The sequence below is a fragment of the Blautia sp. DFI.3.45 genome, from assembly GCF_020593505.1.
Lineage (GTDB): Bacteria > Bacillota > Clostridia > Lachnospirales > Lachnospiraceae > Blautia_A > Blautia_A wexlerae.
In genome coordinates, this window is sequence record NZ_JAJDMI010000018.1 from 1 (window position 1) to 18,674 (window position 18,674).

Below are 18,674 nucleotides of genomic sequence, written 5' to 3' on the forward strand. Positions count from 1 at the left end.
ATCACAATAAACAGACATTGTTTTATTAAGCAAAACTTTATCTGTATCAGTTGCAACTATCTGAACTTTTGCAGTTATAGTTATCTGTTCCATAAAATTTATTCCTCTCATTGATACTTCACTAGCAATAGTGTATACTAATATTTAGTGAACGTCAATAACTATCAGAGGTGATTTATGGATAATAGATATTATCGTCATAACAGACGAAAATACAGTCTGAAAGTACATATAGTTCTTGTAACCAAATACCGCAAACAAATACTAAAAGGCTCTATTGCTGATGATGTGAAACAAAAGATTCTCGATATAGCTAATACTCGTGGCTACGAAATAATTGCTATGGAAACAGACAAAGACCATATACATTTTTTGTTAAGTTATGATACAACGGATAGAGTATGCGACATTGTTAAAATTGTAAAGCAGGAAACAACATACTACTTATGGCAAAAGTATAATTCGGTCTTATCAAAACAGTATTGGAGGAAAAAAATATTTTGGTCAGATGGTTATTTTGCTTGCAGCATTGGAGAAGTGTCATCAGCAACTATACAAAAATATATTGAGAGTCAAGGATAATAGATAACAATTTACAAGGCTCCTCCCACCGCCTAAAGGGACGCCACTGAAAAACTATTTTTATACACATTATATAGTAGATTAAAACAAATAAAAACACTTTATATTGTACTGCTTTATGCAAAATAAAGACTTTTTCAGTGGCGTCCCTAAAGGCAGTGGGAGGAGCCCATGACAAACGAAAGGATTTATTTATGAATAAAATCTATCTGGATCAGGCCAGTACGTCTTTTCCCAAGGCACCATCTGTTGCACAGGCAGTTTATGATTACCTGTCAGGCTCTGCTGTGAATGTGAACCGGGGAGGATACCGGGCAGCTTATTCTGTGGAGGAACAGATTTTTGAAACAAGAGAACAGCTTCTGAGGCTCTTTCACTTTACTTCCGGAAAGGGTAAGAATGTTATTTTTACAGAAAATATCACTGCCAGTCTGAATGTTCTTCTGAAAGGACTTCTGAAACCCGGCGATCATGTACTTGTAACTGCCATGGAGCATAATGCAGTGATGCGTCCCCTTGTACAGCTGGAGAAACATGGAATTTCTTTTGACAGGATCCCATGCGCTTCTGACGGCAGTCTTCTGCTTGATAAAGCGACCGCACTCCTTCGTCCTGAGACTAAGCTTGTGGTCTGTCTTCATGCTTCTAATGTATGCGGAACTGTCATGCCAGCACAGGAAATCGGAGATTTCTGCAAAGAACATGGGCTTCTTTTTATTCTGGACACTGCACAGACGGCAGGAACCATTAACATTGATATGGAGAAATGTCACATAGACGCACTGGCATTTACAGGTCACAAGGGACTCAGAGGGCCACAGGGAACAGGTGGCTTTCTGATCCGCAATAAACTGGCAGCGCAGATTGAGCCTCTTATCAGCGGTGGAACAGGAAGTGCCTCTCATTCTGAAGAAGTACCGGCATTTCTTCCTGATCGTTTCGAGCCCGGAACTCCCAATATACCTGGGATTCTGGGACTTCATGCCGCACTCTGTGATCTGGAGAAACAGTCCATGGAAGAAATCCGCCAACATGAATTAATGCTGACACAATACTTTATAGATGGTATCCTGAATCTGGATCCTGAAGAAAAATTTCTGCGTATTATCGGTAAAAAAAATATTGAAAACCGTTGTGCAGTTGTATCCGTCCAGACCTTACATATGGACATGGCTCAGGCCGCCTTTGAGCTGGACAGTACTTATGGAATTATGACAAGAGTCGGCCTTCACTGTGCACCAAACGCACATAAAACTCTTGGAACATACCCGGATGGTACTCTCCGTTTTTCTTTCGGACCTGAGAATACAAAGCAGGAACTGGATATTGCTTTAGATGCATTATCCGCATTACTATAGCAATCCCCGCAAATGATGCATTTATAGCAATCCTCTTAAATGCATTATTATTTAAGAGGATTGCTATAAAAGGAGAATTTCATAATGGAATTTAAACAGTTAGAAGCATTCGTCGCTGTCGTGGACTACGGCAGCTTCTCAGAGGCGGCCCGCCGCCTCTATCTGACACAGCCTACGATCAGTGCGCATATACGTTCCCTGGAAGATGAACTGCATATGAAACTGATCATCCGTACTACAAAGAAAACAACAATCACAGCCAAAGGCTACCAGCTTTATGACAGTGCAGTCCGTATGCTGGAAATCAGAAATAACCTGCTTGAAAATTTTACAGGTGCCCACAAACATATGATAGATCTGGCTGCATCTACCATTCCTTCTTCTTATCTTTTGCCGGAACTGCTTGCTGCTTTCGGCAAAACGCACCCGGATGTTTATTTTCACTCCATACAGTCAGACAGTTCAGAATCCATCAGCCGGGTGCTGGACGGAACTGTAGATCTGGCTCTGGTAGGCCAGAATACACGTGATGAGAGCTGCGTATTTATTCCTTTCTGCCATGATGAGCTGGTCATAGCAACTCCTGTAACAGATCACTATCTTGCACTCAAGGACAGAGAAACACCCGCTATTTTTCATGATTTCCTAAAAGATCCTATTATTTTCAGGGAAAAAGGCTCCGGCACAAAAAAAGAAATGGACCTTTTTCTGGAGCGCACAGGCATCACAACAGGCAATCTGAATGTAATCGCCCGCATGAATGACCTGGAAAGCATCAAAAAGTCCATTGTTAATGGTCTGGGAATCTCTATTCTTTCATCACGCTCTGTCAATGACCTGCAGAGGACAAAGCAGATTCTTGTCTTTCCGCTGGAGGAAGCTGCCCATAAGCGCAGTTTCTATATAGTCTACAGCAAAAACAGGATTCTGAACCCCCATGTAAAGCAGTTTGTACAGTTTGTGCGAGACTATTATATGTAACTGTTATCTGCCGGCATCCAGCAGTTTCACAAACTCTTCCTCCTGCATCGGTTTGTAAAAATAATAACCCTGAATATAATCACAGCCGTTATCTCTTAAGAACTCGACCTGCTCTTTAGTTTCAGCACCTTCTGCTATAATCTTTATATCCATAGTATGTGCCATTTCAATGATGAAGCGGATAATACTGCGTGTTTTGGTATTGGTTTCTATCTGCCGCACAAAACTCATATCAATTTTCATAATATCAAAGTTGTAATTCTGGAGCATTCCAAAGGAAGAATATCCGCTTCCAAAATCATCCAGGAGCAGCAGAATCCCTGCTTCTCTTAATGCCTCCAGAGTTGCATTTCTGTCTGCCTCAATGGCAGCATAGGAGGTTTCTGTAATCTCCATTCTGCACAGACCGGACGGCATGGAAGCATCTACACATTTCTTCTCCAGCCAGTTCATGATCGTCTCATCATAGAAATCCATCCATGACAGATTAGTTGATACCGGAACTGTGATCTTATCGAACTGATAACGTTTCTTCTGAAATTCATTAACCGAATCCAGCACATACAGATCCAGTTCGGAAATATGTCCGCTTTCCTCCAGTGCAGGAATAAATACACCCGGCGAAATAAATCCCTTTTTCGGGTGGAACCACCGGATCAGAGATTCTGCTGATGCAATCTTTCCGGTCATTGCATCCACAACAGGCTGAAAATATACTTTGAACTGTCCCTGCTCAATCCCTTCCTCCAGTTCACCTGCTAATGTTGCTTTATCTATATATGTATTCTTCATGGAAGAATCATAAATCTTATATGACTGGACAAACTCATCTGTAATATATCTCTGGGCAATCTTTGCCCTGTCGATCATTCCATTCACAGACATTTTTTTCTTTTCAAGCATAAAAATCCCACATTTGACAGACAAATGAAGTGTTTTTCCTCCCCGGGTAAGTTTCTTCTGACACATTCCGGTAAGCATATCCAGATTGAGATTCTTACGTTCTACCAGACAGATAAAATGATCTGCATCCTCACGTGCCGATACCAGAGGCTTCAGCTCTGATTTCCGGACATCTTCGTACACTTTGCGCAGCATCATATCTCCGATTTCTGTTCCAAAAAGTTCATTGACTGCCTTGAAATTCTTAATATCGAAAAATACAACCGCATATCCGGTTCTGTCTTCACTTTCTTTCAGAATCCGTTCCACATGACGGATAAAACCCTGTCTGTTATATCCGCCCGTCAGAATATCCTGTTCAAATTTCTCCGTAATATCCTCAACTGTAGCTACAATAATGTCAAAAAATTTATTGAGGTAAAAAAATGTATAGTTCTTTAAACATTTCTCCCCTTTTTTATTAAACTGATGAACAGAGAAAGAATATCTATCTTTCTCCTGCAGCTCTTTCCGAATGGTATCAAGACGCACACATTTTTCATATACGGATTTCTCATCATCCGGAACAAATTTCTTCATAACTTCAGTAACATAACCGGAATAACTGATCTCTTCTGCCAGAACCATCTCCATGGCACAGATACCCGGATGATCCAGTCTCACACAGTCTCTCTGCCCGTCAATAATCTCTATTCTGTCAAAATTCTTTCTGTACAGCATATGCGGAATCTGCTCTGAAAAATAGTTCTCTGTAATATCAGAAAAATAGATCAGTGCTTCCAGCCTGTCATAAGAAACGTTCCGGACCATCTCAACTGTGGTTCTGATCATCCTCAGACTGATTCCTTTTGCGGCATACACAGGACATTCCCATTGGATCATATCTTTTCCCTGTGTCAGACACTCCCTCAGATTATCTACACAAAATACCTTTCTGTACTGAGTTCTCACTTCTCTCTGCGGAATAGACTGACTGATCCGCTCAATATAAGAATCCAGTGGTTCATTTACATCTTTCAGCTCCAGTGAAGCAATCCTGCTGTTTGCCATAATACAGCTTCCATCCGAAATATTTACTGTAACTGAGGCAAACGCATCTTTTGCATGACGTATGATCTTATCCAGCTATTTCAGATATTCATCATTGATATCCCGGATATACATCATGGCAATCTGGTCATCCGGTTTATATTCTGCACTTCTGATGACTTCCATACATACCCAGCGGTACTCCTGTTTTATCAGAGTTCTGTAGTTCAGGTAAATGCGTTCTCTGCCTTTCGCAAGTTCTCTTCTCAGATTATCTATACTGCAGAATTTCAAATATTCTTCCTGATCCTCTTCATAAATATACTTATAATCAGCCATCATTTTAAGGCTTTCAGAAAGACTTGGAAGCATGGAAACAGTACTGTCTTTTCCTCTTATAACTGTATAAGTATCTGTCGAGAGATTAATCTTGAGTATCCGGTGAAAAATAGATGATAACATTTTCATCGCATCCTGCAGGTCTCCCGTCATCTTATCATGCAGCTCAATCGTACTCTCAACACGATGAAAGACCGTCATTGTATCAAAGGGACGTGTGAAGTAATCACTTGCTCCCAGCCCATAAACCCGACGGATGCTATCTTCGGAAGTCTCTGATGAAATACAGATAACAGGCAGCATATCCAGCCATTGCTTTTCCTTCATAACAGCAAGTACCTGATAACCATCCATTACCGGCATGATCAGGTCAAGGAGCACCAGCTTAAAATCCTTATGGCATCTTTCAAGGATTTCAACTGCCTGCTTTCCATTTTCAGCTTCACAGATATTATATTTATCTTCCAGCATACAGGAAAGGATTTCTCTGTTTAATTGTGAATCATCAACGATTAATATCTTTGGCTTACTCATATAATGTATGCCCTTTCTTCTGTTATTATGGCTGTGTGAAAATTTAACCGGACAGATGTCAAAAACAGCTGCTCGGTTATGCATAATTCAAGTATATCATTCAAAGGATAAAAGTCAATAATTGGAAATATCGTTTTATCGCTGTTCACCGGTAAAAGTTTTACTGAGAACAGAGTGAATAGCAACGTTTTCATACACTGTCAGTATATAATTCCCCGTTTTCTCTTTACAAAGATTCACATTGATATATAATGCATAACCAGATCAAGGAGGAGCACAGGCTCCTCCTTGTCAGTCAGTTACAGGTTTTTCTTCTTATAAATAAACCATGATGCAGCTACAGTAAACACCAGCAGATAAAGAAGCAGAATCCCAATACCGGTGTAATTCACCGCCTCACCTGATGAAATGCTTCTCATCAGATGGCTGGTCTGGGATAATGGCAAGGCTGATACAAACTTGCCTACAAATCCCGGAAGTTTCTCTGTTGAGAAAAAGGTGTTACACAAATATGCCATAGGCATAATGATATAATTGGAAAACCTCGGCACGTCTGCGTGGTTTTTTGCCAGAAAGGAGACCACCACGCCGATGGCTGAGAATACCGCTCCGTTCAGGAACATCACCAGAAAGGACCATCCGTTGAAGATCAGTCCTGTCTCAATAGGTGCTGTAAGAAGCAGTATGATTCCTCCTGCATACAGACCGCGCAGACTTCCCCCGATGATCTGTCCGGCAATAAACTGCCATAATGGTGTGGGGGAGATCATCACCTGATCAAAAGCCTTCTCATACAGTCTCTGTACGTTTAGGTTCTGCGCAATGGCGTTGAAGCTTCCGTTCATAGTTGTCAGTGATACCACACCCGGAATCAGAAAGTTCAGGTATGGCTGTCCATGAGAAGTGGTCTGGATTCCCATTCCGAATACGATCAGATACATTAGCGGTGCAATCATTGCCGCCAGTGTGATTTTATAGAAATCCCGGCGGAATTCTACCCACTTCTCCCATAATATTGTTATAATTCCCATACATTTTTCTCCAGATTATTCTAACTTTTTTCGCAACCTCCGCAGGGGACTTCCCTGATTCAGTTAATATCTGCTATTTTGAAATCAAATGTTTCCCGGCTCTTTCTACAAAGACGTCTTCCAGTGTTGTCTCACGAAGAGACGCCTGCCCTGTAAGCTCTTCCAGATACCGGATTGCTTCCTGTCGTGTATGGAAATAGTGATTCTGCGTTCCATCTGCTGTCATCTCGTCCACTGCATAAGCACCAAGACTCTCGATCAGTGCTGACGGAGTACTTACCTCCTCCAGCTTACCATGATCCATCAGTGCCACACGATTACAGAGACTCTGTGCTTCTTCCATATAATGAGTAGTCAGCAGGATCGTCAGGTTTTTCTCATTAAGCTTACGCAGAAGATTCCACATCTGTCTTCTGGAAAGAGCATCCATACCTGCTGTGGGTTCATCCAAAAGCAATATCTCCGGATCTGTCAGTAATGCCCGACAGACCATCAGCTTACGCTTCATTCCACCGGAAAGCTTACGGACTGTACGTTTGCGAAACTTCAGCAGGTCACAGAACTCCAGAAGTTCTTCTGTTCTTTCTTTTATCTGCTTTCGCGGCATAAAATAGAGCCTTCCCTGGTATTCCATAATCTCATCCATATTCATATCCTGACGCATAGAATATTCCTGGGTGATCACACTGATTTTTCTTTTCAGATCAGGACGTTGTCTCGTAAGCTGCTGACCGTCTATGAGGATTTCTCCCTTTGTCGGAAGAAGAAGGGTTGAGAGCAGGCTGATGGTCGTTGTCTTGCCTGCTCCGTTTGGTCCGAGAAGACCAAAAAACTCACCTTTTTCAATTTTCAAGTTCAGGGAATCCACTGCTGTAAAATTGTCAAAAGTTTTCGTCAGATCTTTTGTCTCTATCATTTCTCTTCGGCTTTCTCTTTGGCAATGATCAGGGAATAATATCCTGCATCATCCGGAATTTCCTCTACGCTGTTGTAAATATGTTCATCCGGCATACCACAATTCTCTACCATACGGACTTCGCGACCGCTTCTTTCAAGGATTTCCTTTACCTGATTCATTTTTCTGCCTGATTTCATCAGTACATAGGTTCCCGGCTGATCAAGTTCACTGTCAAGGCGGTGAACTGCAGGCTGTACATGAAGAGGCTGGTTCCACTCTGTAAGCGGGATATTCAGGCGTGCTGCTGTTGCGCAGAAGGAAGTGATGCCGCTTACCAGTCTTGTCTCATATCCATCTGCTTCTACTCTCTTCTGCACATATGAAAATGTTGAATAGATAGTCGGATCTCCAAGTGTCAGAAATACTACATTCTTACCTGTATCAAGTGCTGCTTCCAGCGCCTTGGCTCCTTTTTCATGGTTCAGTTCCAGTTCTGCCTTATCGTGTGTCATTGGCATATAGATTGGCAGGAGTTCTTTGTCTGCAAGCTCAGGTACTGCCTGTACTGCGATCTTATATGCAACTGTTTCACGCACCTCTGCACCCGGTACTGCAATAATATCATTCTCTTTGATCAGGCGCACTGCCTTTAATGTCATAAGTTCCGGATCTCCGGGGCCAACTCCTACTCCGTATAAAATTCCTCTCATTACCATATCCTCCTGTGATTTGCATATACATTTTTATGATATCAGAATTGCAGGAGCTGCTTCGCAGCAAAGCAATTCACAGATATTCATTTATTGTGCTCACTGTTCACTACGTTCTCAATGATGTTGCGTGCGGACAGCACCTTTTATTATACTAAAACAGGATAACTTTTTCAACGAAGTATTGACAATTAATTTCAATTGTGGGATGATGAAAATTATCGAATTTAAGTGAGGAAAGAAATATGAGAAAGATTTTTGCAGTTCTGGCAGCTTTGATCTGCTGTCTGTCAGTATGGACTTCTGTTCCTGCTGCACAGGCTTTCACTCTTGATAAAGAAGATGGGGAGTATTCCATCCAGGTAGAGCTGGAAGGCGGAAGCGGCAAAGCCAGTGTCACTTCACCGACTTTGATCACTGTGAAAAACGGCGAAGTAACTGCCGATATCCAGTGGAGCAGTTCTAATTATGACTACATGATCGTTGACGGTAAAAAATATCTCCCTGTCAATGAGGAAGGAACGAATTCTGAATTCCAGATCCCGGTTACCATTATGGATGAGAGCATGCCGGTAATCGCAGACACTACCGCCATGGGTACCCCTCATGAGATCAATTATACCCTGACTTTCTATTCCGATTCCATCGGTTCCAAAAGCCAGATGCCGCAGGAAGCAGCGAAACGTGTTGTTGCTGTTGCACTTGTTATTATCGTAGGCGGTGGGATTCTGAATTATTTCGTAAACAAGAGAAACCGATGCTGAACCAGGCAGACACCTGCATCTCAGTTCGGTTAAGAAATACAAAAAAGCTGCCATACGGCAGCTTTTTTGTATTCTATATCTTTATTCAGCCATCTCCACTTCCAGCACATAGTCTACAGGATCCGGCAGTACAGGATCCGGGCCAAGGTCAACAAATGCGATATCCGGATAATCGCTGTGAACCCATAAAGTAGAGATCGGCACTTCATGTCCGTCATCCAGGGCACGTACTTTCACAATCTTATTCTTATCAAATCCAATCAGTGGCAGTGGTCCTAATGTATTCTCATAAATATGGACATAATACTTGTTTCCATTTCTGGTGATACGTCCGTAATCCGGTTTCGGGATATCTGCTGCCGGAGCGCATCCATAGATACTGTCATGGTTCTTATCCATCCAGCGTCCGATTTCCGCCAGGATCGCGGAGGATTCTTTCGGGAATTTACCTTTCGCATCAGGTCCTACATTCAGGATCATATTTCCACCTTTGGAAACACACTCTACCAGCTTCTTGATCAGCATGGAAGCAGGTTTGTAATAGTGGTCATTTGCGCAGTAGCCCCAGTTATTGTTCATGGTGAAGCATGCTTCCCATACCATCGGATTCCCTTCTTTGTCACAGATTCCTTCCGGCGGGATGATCTGTTCCGGGCTTATAAAATCGCCATGATACGGTGTCGGATCGCATTCATACAGAGATCCTCTTCCCTCACCACTGACTTCCAGACGGTTATCAATGATGATTCCCGGCTGTAATCTGCGGACCATATCTATCAGTCTGGTTGCTCCCCATTTCTCGCCTCGCATATCGTCATAGGAAAAGTCAAACCACATAATATCGATTTTTCCATAATTTGTGCAGACCTCTTCCACCTGATTGTACATATACTCTATATAACGAGAAAAATCTCTGTTTTCATTACTGCATTCCGGATGGTTTCTCATAGGATGGATGCGGTCTCCGTAATGAGGATAGTCCGGATGATGCCAGTCAAGTAAAGTGAAATACAGACCGACTTTCAAACCTTCTTCGCGAAGAGCTTCCACATATTCTTTGATCAGATCTCTTCCTGCAGGTGTATTGGTAACTTTATAATCTGTGTATTTACTGTCAAATAAACAGAAACCATCATGATGTTTTGCAGTCAGAACCACATATTTCATACCTGCTGCCTTTGCCTCTTTTGCCCACTGTTTCGGATTATAGTCTCTGGCATCAAATTCTTTCATAAACGGAAGGTATTCTTCCTCAGGCATCTCCTCTGTACTGCGTACCCATTCTCCTCTTGCAGGAATAGAATATAATCCCCAGTGGATAAACATTCCGAAACGGGCATCCTGATACCATTTCATACGTTCTTCATATTCTTTTCTGTTAAACTGATACATGATTTTTATCTCCTTTATGTAAATGCAAATTCAATATCCAATCCTTTACATCTATACAATAATGTAATCCGGCAATACCAGAAGATGCTCACAGGTGTCATCTCCGGGCATCTTATTTATCGCTCTGTTACATTAATCTAAGCAGCATATCCCCGGTTCCTACATTGTAACCGCTGGTCGCATAAATCCCATTCAGGGTTCCATTCGTCACAATAATCAGCGGAAGTTTGTCCGGATCTACGTACATACGCCTTCCCAGAGTATTGATAATCTCTGAGAAATCATCATAATAAATCTGAATATTTTTTAACTTTGCAAGTGCTTTGGACAGTGTCGGTGTCTCCAGTGCTTCTTTGCTTCTCACTACAAAAATAATCTGCTCTGCATATCCTGCGAAAGCCTCTTCCTGCTCCATCATTTCATTTAAAATATGCTCAGTAGGCTCTTTTTCTTCTTCCAGAAACATAAGGATATGTTTTCCGTCTGCTGTAAGATCAGATGCTTTCACTTCTGTACCATCCTCAGTTTTCAGCATGAATTCCGGCATGGAAATATTCTCCAGCATATCCTCCAGATCTGCTTCCCTGAGTACCAGCTCGATCTCCTTTGTCTCTCCGGGCTGAATTTCAAAATGATATTCATTTGCAAACATATTTCCATTTGGAAGTCTGTTTGAAGTAAGAATCCTGTAGTTTCCGGATTCCAACGGCAGATTCAGGATCTGATCTTCGAAATTCTCTGCTCCCAGTTTCAGTGATGTATATCTTCCATTCTCCAGTTTTGCAATACTCCAGTTCTGGAAATATTTCCACTGTACAGTCTCTCCTGCTTTCAGGATCAGAGTACAGTTCTTCTCTGTTCTTGCAAGCACAGGAACAAATCTTCCGTTTTTCATATATTCCATAGAACGATCATGTGGATTCAGTCTTGCCGCTACTCCAAGGGTTCTCGCTATTGCAACAAACAGGATTTTCTTTGACAGGAAGCTTCCTGTACAGGTCCTTATGCATCCTGCCGGTGTTGTGATCACACTGGAACGCTCTTTCTCCGGTCTGGAAACAATTGCCTTCTCGATCAGATTCCAGATTCTGGAAGGATCATCTCTCAGCTCCTGTTTCTCAGTTCTGGAAAAATGCTTCTTAATCTCTCTTCTGTATTTCTGAAGAACTTCATCATCTACTCTTGGATTTAACACATAAGATACAAAGGTATCCTTTTTCATCATACCATGATATGGGATTGCCAGCTCCAGGTGTTCCTCCAGAACGTCACTGATACAGTCAGTTCTGTCTTTCTCTGTGAGAACCCTCAGGAGATCTTCTCTGTATGAGGCAGCAATGGCTTCTTCTATCCTGTTTACCTTTTTTTCCAGGAAACGTTTACATTCCGGATTTGACCAGTTTCTTACTTTCTGCTCTCTGTGTGCATTGGCTGCTGTCAGACGCTTATTTCCCTTCGCCTTCTGTTCTAAAGTCGGCATGTCTGTGTTTACAGGTGCATCATGAGGAGCAAATATATCTGCTGCTGTCCACTTTTCTGATTCACCGTCATTTCTTTTATCCTGCGATACCAGACAAAGTTCACAGTTATCTTCTTTCTCAGTGTTCATAACTGTTTCCGCATAGAACCACTCGCCGTCAGAACACATTCTTGCGGAAATATGCAGACTCCCAAGTCCTGTTGTCAGTCTGGCGGTTCCCTTACTGTCTGTTTTCTTCTCTGCGATCGGTGCATACTCTGAATAGTTCAGCACCTCAAAGGAAACCTCAGCTCCCTCTGTGGGTAACCCCTGCGCATCCTTTACTGTTACTGTAATTTCTTTGGTTACTGCATACCTCTTCAATTCATTCAGCATGGTCACCATACCATCTGTGCCGATCACCTCGCCTTCCGGTATCTTAGTGTCAAACACACGTGAATGGATCATCATTGCTCTGGAAGAAGCGTTTGTAAACCATCCTTTATTCAGGATTTCTTCAGGCTCACAGGCTCCGAGGAAATACCATTTGCCGTCACACCAGATTTCTACCCAGGCGTGATTGTCATCGCAGTGAGACCACTTCGGTGCATATACCTGGCGGGCAGGTATGCCTACACTTCGCAGTGCATTTACAGTGAATACGGACTCTTCACCACATCTGCCATTTCCTCTGCGGTACACAGAAATCGCAGATAAAGTACGGTCATCTGTACAATGATAAGTAGCTTCTTCGGCACACCAGTAATTCACTTCCAGCGCTGCTTCTCTGAAGTTCATTCCCTGTATTCTGCTTCCGATCTCTGTGCGGAAATAAGTTCTGCACTGTGCGATCTCTTCCTCATTTACTCTGTGAAACAGCACATAATTCAGGAAGATTTCTTCCGGAAGATCTGCAACCTGTGGATTCTCTTTCCAGAGCTTCACACCATTCTCTGCATAGTCCAGAAATACTTCAAACGGATAATTGCCAATGTCACTGTACGGCATAAACGCATATAAATATTTACATGCAAGTGCCACTTCCTCTGTACATTTCTGTAATTTTTCGTCTACAGGCGCAAAAACCCGGGGCAGGTTTTTTGCCTGCTCCAGGTAGTTCTCTTCAATTCGGCCCCTGTTCTCTTTTAAAAAAACTCTCGGTTCTGCCATTATAATTCCTCCAGAACTTTCTTTGCGGCACGGATATTATCTATATCCGTACGCCATATCTCATATTCACTCAGCATCGGAAGTCCCATATTGACTCCATCCTTACGAAACTGCATCTCACTGTCAATGACTCTCTTTCCGGTCATATGATAAGCCCTGACTCCTGTAAGCGGATAAAGCTGGCGGATTACTTCTGCTCCCACGCCGCTTCCTGCCTGAATCGTGATACGTCCCTGACTCTTCTCTACCAGTTCCTTCAGCAGATCTGCCCCCTGCAGACATACATTACGCTGACCTGAAGTAAGGATCGTATTGATTCCCAGTGAGATTGCCTGTTCCATTGTTTCTATTGGATCCACACATACATCAAAAGCTCTGTGAAGAGTCACCGACATATCCCCTGCCGCCTCCATCAGCTCTTTCATCTGTTCCATGTTTAATGTGCCATCCGGCTTCAGCACCCCAAATACAACACCTTCGGCACCCATTTTTCTGAAATCTTCCACTGCATGCTTTATCATGGAAAATTCTGCATCTGTATAGCAGAAATCTCCAAAACGCGGACGGATCAGAGCATGGATCCTGATATCCGAACGCTTTCTTATTTCATCAAAAAGCCACGGTCCCGGAGTGGTTCCGCCGATGATCAGGTTACCGCAAAGTTCCAGTCTGTCTGCGCCTCCTTCAACCGCTGCCATAGCAGATTCTACAGAATCTACACAGGCTTCCAAAATATATTCTTTCACGTACTTGCCTCCATCTTTTTTCATTTAAGCCAGACAGATCGTCCTTTCTGCTGACTGATTTAACCAGATCAGATAAGTCCCCCGAAGACTTACCTGCATCAGAACAATTTCACCCCGGCTCTCTCCAGTGTACTCACGATCGTATCATCTGGAAATTCATCCGTAACAATTCCGCTGATATCATCGAAGTATGCATATTTATAGGAATCATTGAAATAGAATTTATCCCTTTCCATAACAACATATTTATGTCTGCTGCTGTGCACGGCTGCTTTCTTTGTCAATCCGTCCTCTACCCCCAATGTAGTAATTGCACAATCAGTCATATCCACACCGCAGCTTCCTATAAATGCACGGTCAAAGCTATACTGCTTGATCACTTCTATCGTTGCAGCTCCCATAAATCCGTTTACTGTCTGATACATTGTTCCCCCTGTACCGATTGCAGTAATAGACGGATTTGTGGCAAGGATCTGCAGGATATCTATCATATTGCTCACCACTACCACACGCATATTTGACGTGGCAAGAAGCTTTGCCAGTTCAATATTTGTGGTAGAAATATCAAGGAAAATCGTTTCGTTATTCTTGATCAGTTTAAATGCTTTGGCTGCAATTGTTCTCTTTTTGTCAAGGTTAAACTGGCGTCTGTCTACTACGTCTCTCTTCAGCGGATAATCCTGTGAAAGGATTGCGCCGCCGTAGGTTCTCTTTAACTTACCGGCGTTTTCAAGAGTCTTAAGATCTTTTCGGATACAGTCTTCTGTGACCTGAAACATTTCACTCAATTCCTTAACCTTGACTTTTCCGTTTTCACGAAGGCATTTCTCTATTGCGCTTTGTCTTTCCTCAGTAAACATAGCCCCTCTTTCCTCATCCATTCATGATGACCTGTATCTCTCAGTGAATCCTGTTTTCTTCACTGTTCATCTTCAGGTGTAATATTGTTATTTCGGAATTCCTATTCTGTAAGTTTTGGATAATGACATTTTACAATATGACCCGGTGCAATTTCAACAGGTGTCGGCACCTGTGTCTTACATTTTTCCGTACAATGTGGGCAGCGTGTATGGAACAGGCATCCACTTGGCGGATTACTCGGACTTGGGAGATCACCTTTTAAGGTAATACGCTCTTTCTTCACTTCCGGATCCGGGATCGGAACTGCGGAAAGAAGTGCTCTTGTATATGGATGTCTCGGGTTTGCATAAAGTTCTTTCTTCGGTGCTGTCTCTACGATCGTACCCAGATACATGACACCGATCCTGTCTGAAATCATTTCAACGACGCTCAGGTCATGGGAAATGAACAGATAGGTAAGATTAAAGTCTTTCTGTAACTGCTGCAGAAGATTTAATACCTGCGCCTGGATAGAAACATCAAGGGCAGATACCGGCTCATCTGCGATGATAAGCTTTGGCTGTACAGTCAGTGCTCTGGCAATTCCGATACGCTGACGCTGACCACCGGAAAATTCATGAGGATAACGTTCTCCGTGTGATGGGCTTAAACCTACTGTTCCCAAAAGCTCATGCACTTTCTTAAGGCGCTCGCCTGCACTCATATTTGTATGAATCAGAAGTGGCTCACCGATGAGATCCTGAACTTTCATTCTCGGATTCAGGGAACCGTATGGATCCTGGAAAACCATCTGGATATCTGAACGTAACGGGCGCATTTCTTTCTCTGAAAGTTTGGAGATTTCTTTTCCCTCAAACCAGATTTCACCGGAGTCAGGTGTGATCAGATGATCGATCAGTTTACCTGTCGTGGATTTACCACAGCCGGACTCGCCTACCAGCGAAAAAGTTTCACCCGGATAAATATCAAAAGATACGTCATTTACCGCATGGACAAATTTCTTCTTGCTGAACATTCCTCCGTTTGCCTGGAATGTTTTCTTCATATTCTTTACTGATAATAACGGCTCGCTCACAGGTTACGCCTCCTTTCCGGTTTTGTTGAGCAGATGGCATCTGCATTTTCTGGTACCTGCTTCGTTGATATCTGCAAGCTCCGGTTCCTGCTGATGACAGATATCCATTGCATATTTACATCTCGGTGCAAACTTACATCCTTTTGGCATTACGGACAGATCCGGTACGCTTCCCGGGATGGACGGAAGAGATTCCACACCACTTCCAAGTTTCGGTACAGAACCGATCAGCCCCTGTGTATATGGATGTTTCGGATCTGCAAAAAGTTCCTGCACAGGCGCTTCTTCTACGATTCGGCCGGCATACATAACAACAACTCTGGAACACATTTCAGCGACAACACCAAGATCATGTGTGATCATCAGAATACCTGTGTTTTTCTTTGCCCTGATGTCCTCCATCAGCTCTAGGATCTGTGCCTGAATGGTAACGTCAAGGGCTGTAGTCGGCTCGTCCGCGATGAGAAGCTCCGGCTCACAGGACATTGCCATAGCGATCATAACACGCTGGCACATACCGCCGGAAAGCTGGTGCGGATAACTCTTTAATGTCATATCCGGTTCAGGGATACCTACTGATCTCAGTACTTCGAATGCTCTGTTGTGCGCTTCTTCTTTTGAGAAATTGTTATGGAGCAGGATTGCTTCTGTCAGCTGTTTCTCAATTCTCATACATGGGTTCAGAGAGTTCATCGGCTCCTGGAAGATCATGGCAACTTCACGTCCTCTGATCTTTCTCATACCTTTTTTATCTTCTTTGAGAAGATCCTTGCCATTAAGCAGGATCTCACCGTTGGAAATCTTACTGTTACGTGCCAGAAGTTTCATAATGGAAAGGGAAGTTACGGATTTACCGCATCCGGACTCTCCTACCAGACCAAGAATCTCACCCGGCTGAATGGAGAAGCTTACATTATTAACTGCTGTCACCCATGTTTTATCTCTTTTAAACTCCGTACGGAGGTTCTTTACTTCTAATAATTTTTCTGCCATGGTTTCTTCCTCCTAGTTCATCTTTGGATCCAGGGTATCTCTGAGACCGTCGCCCAGCAGGTTGAATGCCAGAACTGTAAGGAAAATCAGAATACCAGGGAACAGTACCATGTGAGGAGCTGTATTCAGATAGTTACGTCCTGTGGAAAGCATGGAACCCCAGTCAGGCTCTGTAACGTTTGCACCGAATCCCAGGAAGCTTAAGGATGATGCAGCAAGGATCGCAGTACCTACACGCATGGTAAAGTTAACGATCATAGACTGGATCGTACCAGGGAAAATATGTACAAACAGAATTCTTGTGTTTGAACATCCCAGGGAACGGGCAACCTCTACATAAGGAGCCTGCTTTACAGAAATCGTCGCGCTTCGTATGATTCGTGCGAAGGACGGCACTGTAAATACCGCAACTGCGATCATAACGTTTACCATACCCTGTCCGATGATGGCAACAACTGCGATAGCCAGCAGGATATCAGGGAAAGCAAAAAGTACATCACAGCATCTCATAATCAGGGAATCGATAATTCCGCCGTAGAAACCTGCGATCAATCCGAGAACAACACCGATAGCCGTACCAATGATCGTCGCTGTCAGCGCGCATGTAAGAGAAAGTCTGGTACCAACCATCAGACGGGAGAAAACATCCTGTCCGTATTCATTGGTTCCCCAGATGTGGGCTGCGCTTGGCCCCTGCATCATAGCTGTGTAATCCGGTGCCTGCGGATCATACGGAACTACATACGGTCCGATGATTGCCATTAAGATAATAAAAACTATAAATGCCAGAGAAATCACTGCTGTTTTTCTCTTCATGAATTTCTTGACAAATTCTTTGAACTTGCTCTGTGCCTTAGGGAGTTCTTCGGCAGCAGCAAGGTTAATGTTTGATGTTGTGTTCTTATCTGCCATCTTCTCTCCTCCTCTACTCATAACGTACTCTTGGGTTAATCACGCCATAAAGAACATCTACGATCAGGTTGATCAGGATATATTCTGTAGCAAAGAACAGCAGTAATGCCTGAACAACTTTGTAATCTCTCATCTGGATGGAGTCTACCAGAAGACGTCCAAGTCCGGGAATGGAGAATACTGTCTCTGCCATAACAGATCCGGAAAGGAGACCACCAATCTGAAGTCCGGCTACTGTTACGATCTCGATCAGAGAGTTCTTAAATGCATGGCGCATAACAACCAGTGATTCAGAAAGACCTTTGGCACGTGCGGTACGCACATAGTCCTCACGCATGGTCTCAAGCATGGAAGATCTGGAAAATCTGGCAAGTACGGCCATGATTCCTGCTCCCATTGTAAGTGATGGAAGAATATAGCTCTTCCAGGTTTCCAGTCCACTGGTTGGAAGCCATCCCAGGCTTACTGAGAAAAGCTGGATTAATTCCAGACCTAACCAGAAACTTGGAACAGATATACCTGCGATTGCTATGATCATACCTACATAATCAAGAATTCTGCCATGAAATACGGCAGCGATGATACCGATTGCAATACCGATGATCGCAGCCCATATCATGGATGAGAATGTCAGCATGATAGTTGGTTTCAGTCTTGGTGCGATTGTCTCTACTACGGTTTTACCGTTTTTGATAGAGCTTCCCAGATCTCCTGTAAAAAGACCTTTCATATATTTGCCATACTGTACAAGTAGTGGCTCATCCAGTCCCAGCTGTTCACGTACAACTGCCACATCTTCCTTTGTTGCATCCTGACCGGCTACCAGTCTTGCCGGATCACCGGGAATCATATGGATAAACATAAATACTACGAATGAGATAACCAGAAGCAGCGGGATCGTGCTTATCAAACGTTTACCTAAATAACGTCCCATATT

At 43.1% G+C, this 18,674-nt stretch carries 17 protein-coding genes; 4 read left to right on the plus strand and 13 right to left on the minus strand.

The window, feature by feature from the left end; genetic code table 11:
- Positions 1-177: 177 nt before the first annotated feature.
- The 3 genes from tnpA to LJE09_RS08185 all read left to right on the plus strand — a co-directional run bounded on the left by tnpA (position 178) and on the right by LJE09_RS08185 (position 2,921).
- On the plus strand, positions 178-582 hold the full coding sequence (gene tnpA / locus LJE09_RS08175) for an IS200/IS605 family transposase (protein ID WP_227311148.1): 405 nt from the start codon (positions 178-180) through the stop codon (positions 580-582).
- Between the two features lie 194 nt (positions 583-776).
- Complete coding sequence (locus LJE09_RS08180; RefSeq protein WP_177968987.1) at positions 777-1,940, plus strand: aminotransferase class V-fold PLP-dependent enzyme; 1,164 nt, start codon at positions 777-779, stop codon at positions 1,938-1,940.
- 84 nt (positions 1,941-2,024) lie between these two features.
- Positions 2,025-2,921: a selenium metabolism-associated LysR family transcriptional regulator gene (locus LJE09_RS08185; RefSeq protein ID WP_173696600.1), complete on the plus strand. Its 897-nt coding sequence runs from the start codon at positions 2,025-2,027 to the stop codon at positions 2,919-2,921.
- A gap of 3 nt (positions 2,922-2,924) precedes the next feature.
- Here the strand turns inward: LJE09_RS08185 and LJE09_RS08190 are convergent, their stop codons facing one another.
- The 5 genes from LJE09_RS08190 to cobI form a co-directional block, all read right to left on the minus strand.
- A complete protein-coding gene (locus tag LJE09_RS08190; protein ID WP_227311150.1) occupies positions 2,925-4,874 on the minus strand; it encodes a putative bifunctional diguanylate cyclase/phosphodiesterase in 1,950 nt (649 codons plus the stop codon).
- A 75-nt stretch (positions 4,875-4,949) separates the two neighbouring features.
- Entirely contained in the window at positions 4,950-5,726 is a 777-nt protein-coding gene (locus LJE09_RS08195; RefSeq protein WP_227311152.1) for a response regulator, read from the minus strand.
- Positions 5,727-6,025: 299 nt separating this feature from the next.
- On the minus strand, positions 6,026-6,757 hold the full coding sequence (locus tag LJE09_RS08200; RefSeq protein ID WP_008706312.1) for an ABC transporter permease: 732 nt from the start codon (positions 6,755-6,757) through the stop codon (positions 6,026-6,028).
- Positions 6,758-6,830: 73 nt separating this feature from the next.
- The gene (locus tag LJE09_RS08205) at positions 6,831-7,673 is read right to left on the minus strand and encodes an ABC transporter ATP-binding protein (RefSeq protein WP_118593020.1); all 843 of its coding nucleotides are present in this window, start codon (positions 7,671-7,673) and stop codon (positions 6,831-6,833) included.
- Positions 7,670-8,365 (minus strand): precorrin-2 C(20)-methyltransferase, encoded by a 696-nt coding sequence (gene cobI / locus LJE09_RS08210; protein ID WP_055054022.1) that lies wholly within the window; start codon positions 8,363-8,365, stop codon positions 7,670-7,672. The genes LJE09_RS08205 and cobI overlap by 4 nt, the downstream gene beginning before the upstream one ends.
- A gap of 245 nt (positions 8,366-8,610) precedes the next feature.
- Here cobI and LJE09_RS08215 point away from each other — a divergent pair, with 245 nt between their 5' ends.
- Positions 8,611-9,129 (plus strand): hypothetical protein, encoded by a 519-nt coding sequence (locus LJE09_RS08215; protein WP_022380025.1) that lies wholly within the window; start codon positions 8,611-8,613, stop codon positions 9,127-9,129.
- Positions 9,130-9,210: 81 nt separating this feature from the next.
- On the opposite strand, the gene LJE09_RS08220 is transcribed toward LJE09_RS08215, so the two are convergent.
- The 8 genes from LJE09_RS08220 to LJE09_RS08255 form a co-directional block, all read right to left on the minus strand.
- The gene (locus tag LJE09_RS08220) at positions 9,211-10,521 is read right to left on the minus strand and encodes an alpha-L-fucosidase (protein ID WP_022380024.1); all 1,311 of its coding nucleotides are present in this window, start codon (positions 10,519-10,521) and stop codon (positions 9,211-9,213) included.
- A gap of 127 nt (positions 10,522-10,648) precedes the next feature.
- Positions 10,649-13,150: a transglutaminase domain-containing protein gene (locus LJE09_RS08225; protein ID WP_227311154.1), complete on the minus strand. Its 2,502-nt coding sequence runs from the start codon at positions 13,148-13,150 to the stop codon at positions 10,649-10,651.
- Positions 13,150-13,896 carry a copper homeostasis protein CutC gene (locus LJE09_RS08230; RefSeq protein WP_227311156.1) on the minus strand — a complete coding sequence of 249 codons (747 nt, stop codon included), beginning with the start codon at positions 13,894-13,896 and terminating at the stop codon, positions 13,150-13,152. The genes LJE09_RS08225 and LJE09_RS08230 overlap by 1 nt, the downstream gene beginning before the upstream one ends.
- Positions 13,897-13,994: 98 nt before the next feature.
- On the minus strand, positions 13,995-14,756 hold the full coding sequence (locus tag LJE09_RS08235; RefSeq protein ID WP_118569517.1) for a DeoR/GlpR family DNA-binding transcription regulator: 762 nt from the start codon (positions 14,754-14,756) through the stop codon (positions 13,995-13,997).
- A 101-nt stretch (positions 14,757-14,857) separates the two neighbouring features.
- Positions 14,858-15,832, minus strand: coding sequence for an ABC transporter ATP-binding protein (locus LJE09_RS08240; protein WP_025578858.1), 975 nt, complete (start codon positions 15,830-15,832; stop codon positions 14,858-14,860).
- A gap of 3 nt (positions 15,833-15,835) precedes the next feature.
- Positions 15,836-16,825, minus strand: coding sequence for an ABC transporter ATP-binding protein (locus LJE09_RS08245; RefSeq protein WP_008706297.1), 990 nt, complete (start codon positions 16,823-16,825; stop codon positions 15,836-15,838).
- Between the two features lie 12 nt (positions 16,826-16,837).
- Positions 16,838-17,737: an ABC transporter permease gene (locus LJE09_RS08250; RefSeq protein ID WP_020993648.1), complete on the minus strand. Its 900-nt coding sequence runs from the start codon at positions 17,735-17,737 to the stop codon at positions 16,838-16,840.
- Between the two features lie 13 nt (positions 17,738-17,750).
- The gene (locus tag LJE09_RS08255) at positions 17,751-18,671 is read right to left on the minus strand and encodes an ABC transporter permease (RefSeq protein WP_055060088.1); all 921 of its coding nucleotides are present in this window, start codon (positions 18,669-18,671) and stop codon (positions 17,751-17,753) included.
- Positions 18,672-18,674 lie beyond the last annotated feature (3 nt).

Bases quoted from the DNA above. Each gene is read 5' to 3' on its own strand.
- LJE09_RS08195 (WP_227311152.1), bottom strand. From the start codon at position 5,726: ATGAGTAAGCCAAAGATATTAATCGTTGATGATTCACAATTAAACAGA.
- LJE09_RS08255 (WP_055060088.1), bottom strand. From the start codon at position 18,671: ATGGGACGTTATTTAGGTAAACGTTTGATAAGCACGATCCCGCTGCTT.
- LJE09_RS08215 (WP_022380025.1), top strand. From the start codon at position 8,611: ATGAGAAAGATTTTTGCAGTTCTGGCAGCTTTGATCTGCTGTCTGTCA.
- LJE09_RS08180 (WP_177968987.1), top strand. From the start codon at position 777: ATGAATAAAATCTATCTGGATCAGGCCAGTACGTCTTTTCCCAAGGCA.
- cobI (WP_055054022.1), bottom strand. From the start codon at position 8,365: ATGAGAGGAATTTTATACGGAGTAGGAGTTGGCCCCGGAGATCCGGAA.
- LJE09_RS08235 (WP_118569517.1), bottom strand. From the start codon at position 14,756: ATGTTTACTGAGGAAAGACAAAGCGCAATAGAGAAATGCCTTCGTGAA.
- LJE09_RS08245 (WP_008706297.1), bottom strand. From the start codon at position 16,825: ATGGCAGAAAAATTATTAGAAGTAAAGAACCTCCGTACGGAGTTTAAA.
- LJE09_RS08190 (WP_227311150.1), bottom strand. From the start codon at position 4,874: ATGGCAAACAGCAGGATTGCTTCACTGGAGCTGAAAGATGTAAATGAA.
- LJE09_RS08200 (WP_008706312.1), bottom strand. From the start codon at position 6,757: ATGGGAATTATAACAATATTATGGGAGAAGTGGGTAGAATTCCGCCGG.
- LJE09_RS08185 (WP_173696600.1), top strand. From the start codon at position 2,025: ATGGAATTTAAACAGTTAGAAGCATTCGTCGCTGTCGTGGACTACGGC.
- LJE09_RS08220 (WP_022380024.1), bottom strand. From the start codon at position 10,521: ATGTATCAGTTTAACAGAAAAGAATATGAAGAACGTATGAAATGGTAT.
- LJE09_RS08205 (WP_118593020.1), bottom strand. From the start codon at position 7,673: ATGATAGAGACAAAAGATCTGACGAAAACTTTTGACAATTTTACAGCA.
- tnpA (WP_227311148.1), top strand. From the start codon at position 178: ATGGATAATAGATATTATCGTCATAACAGACGAAAATACAGTCTGAAA.
- LJE09_RS08250 (WP_020993648.1), bottom strand. From the start codon at position 17,737: ATGGCAGATAAGAACACAACATCAAACATTAACCTTGCTGCTGCCGAA.
- LJE09_RS08225 (WP_227311154.1), bottom strand. From the start codon at position 13,150: ATGGCAGAACCGAGAGTTTTTTTAAAAGAGAACAGGGGCCGAATTGAA.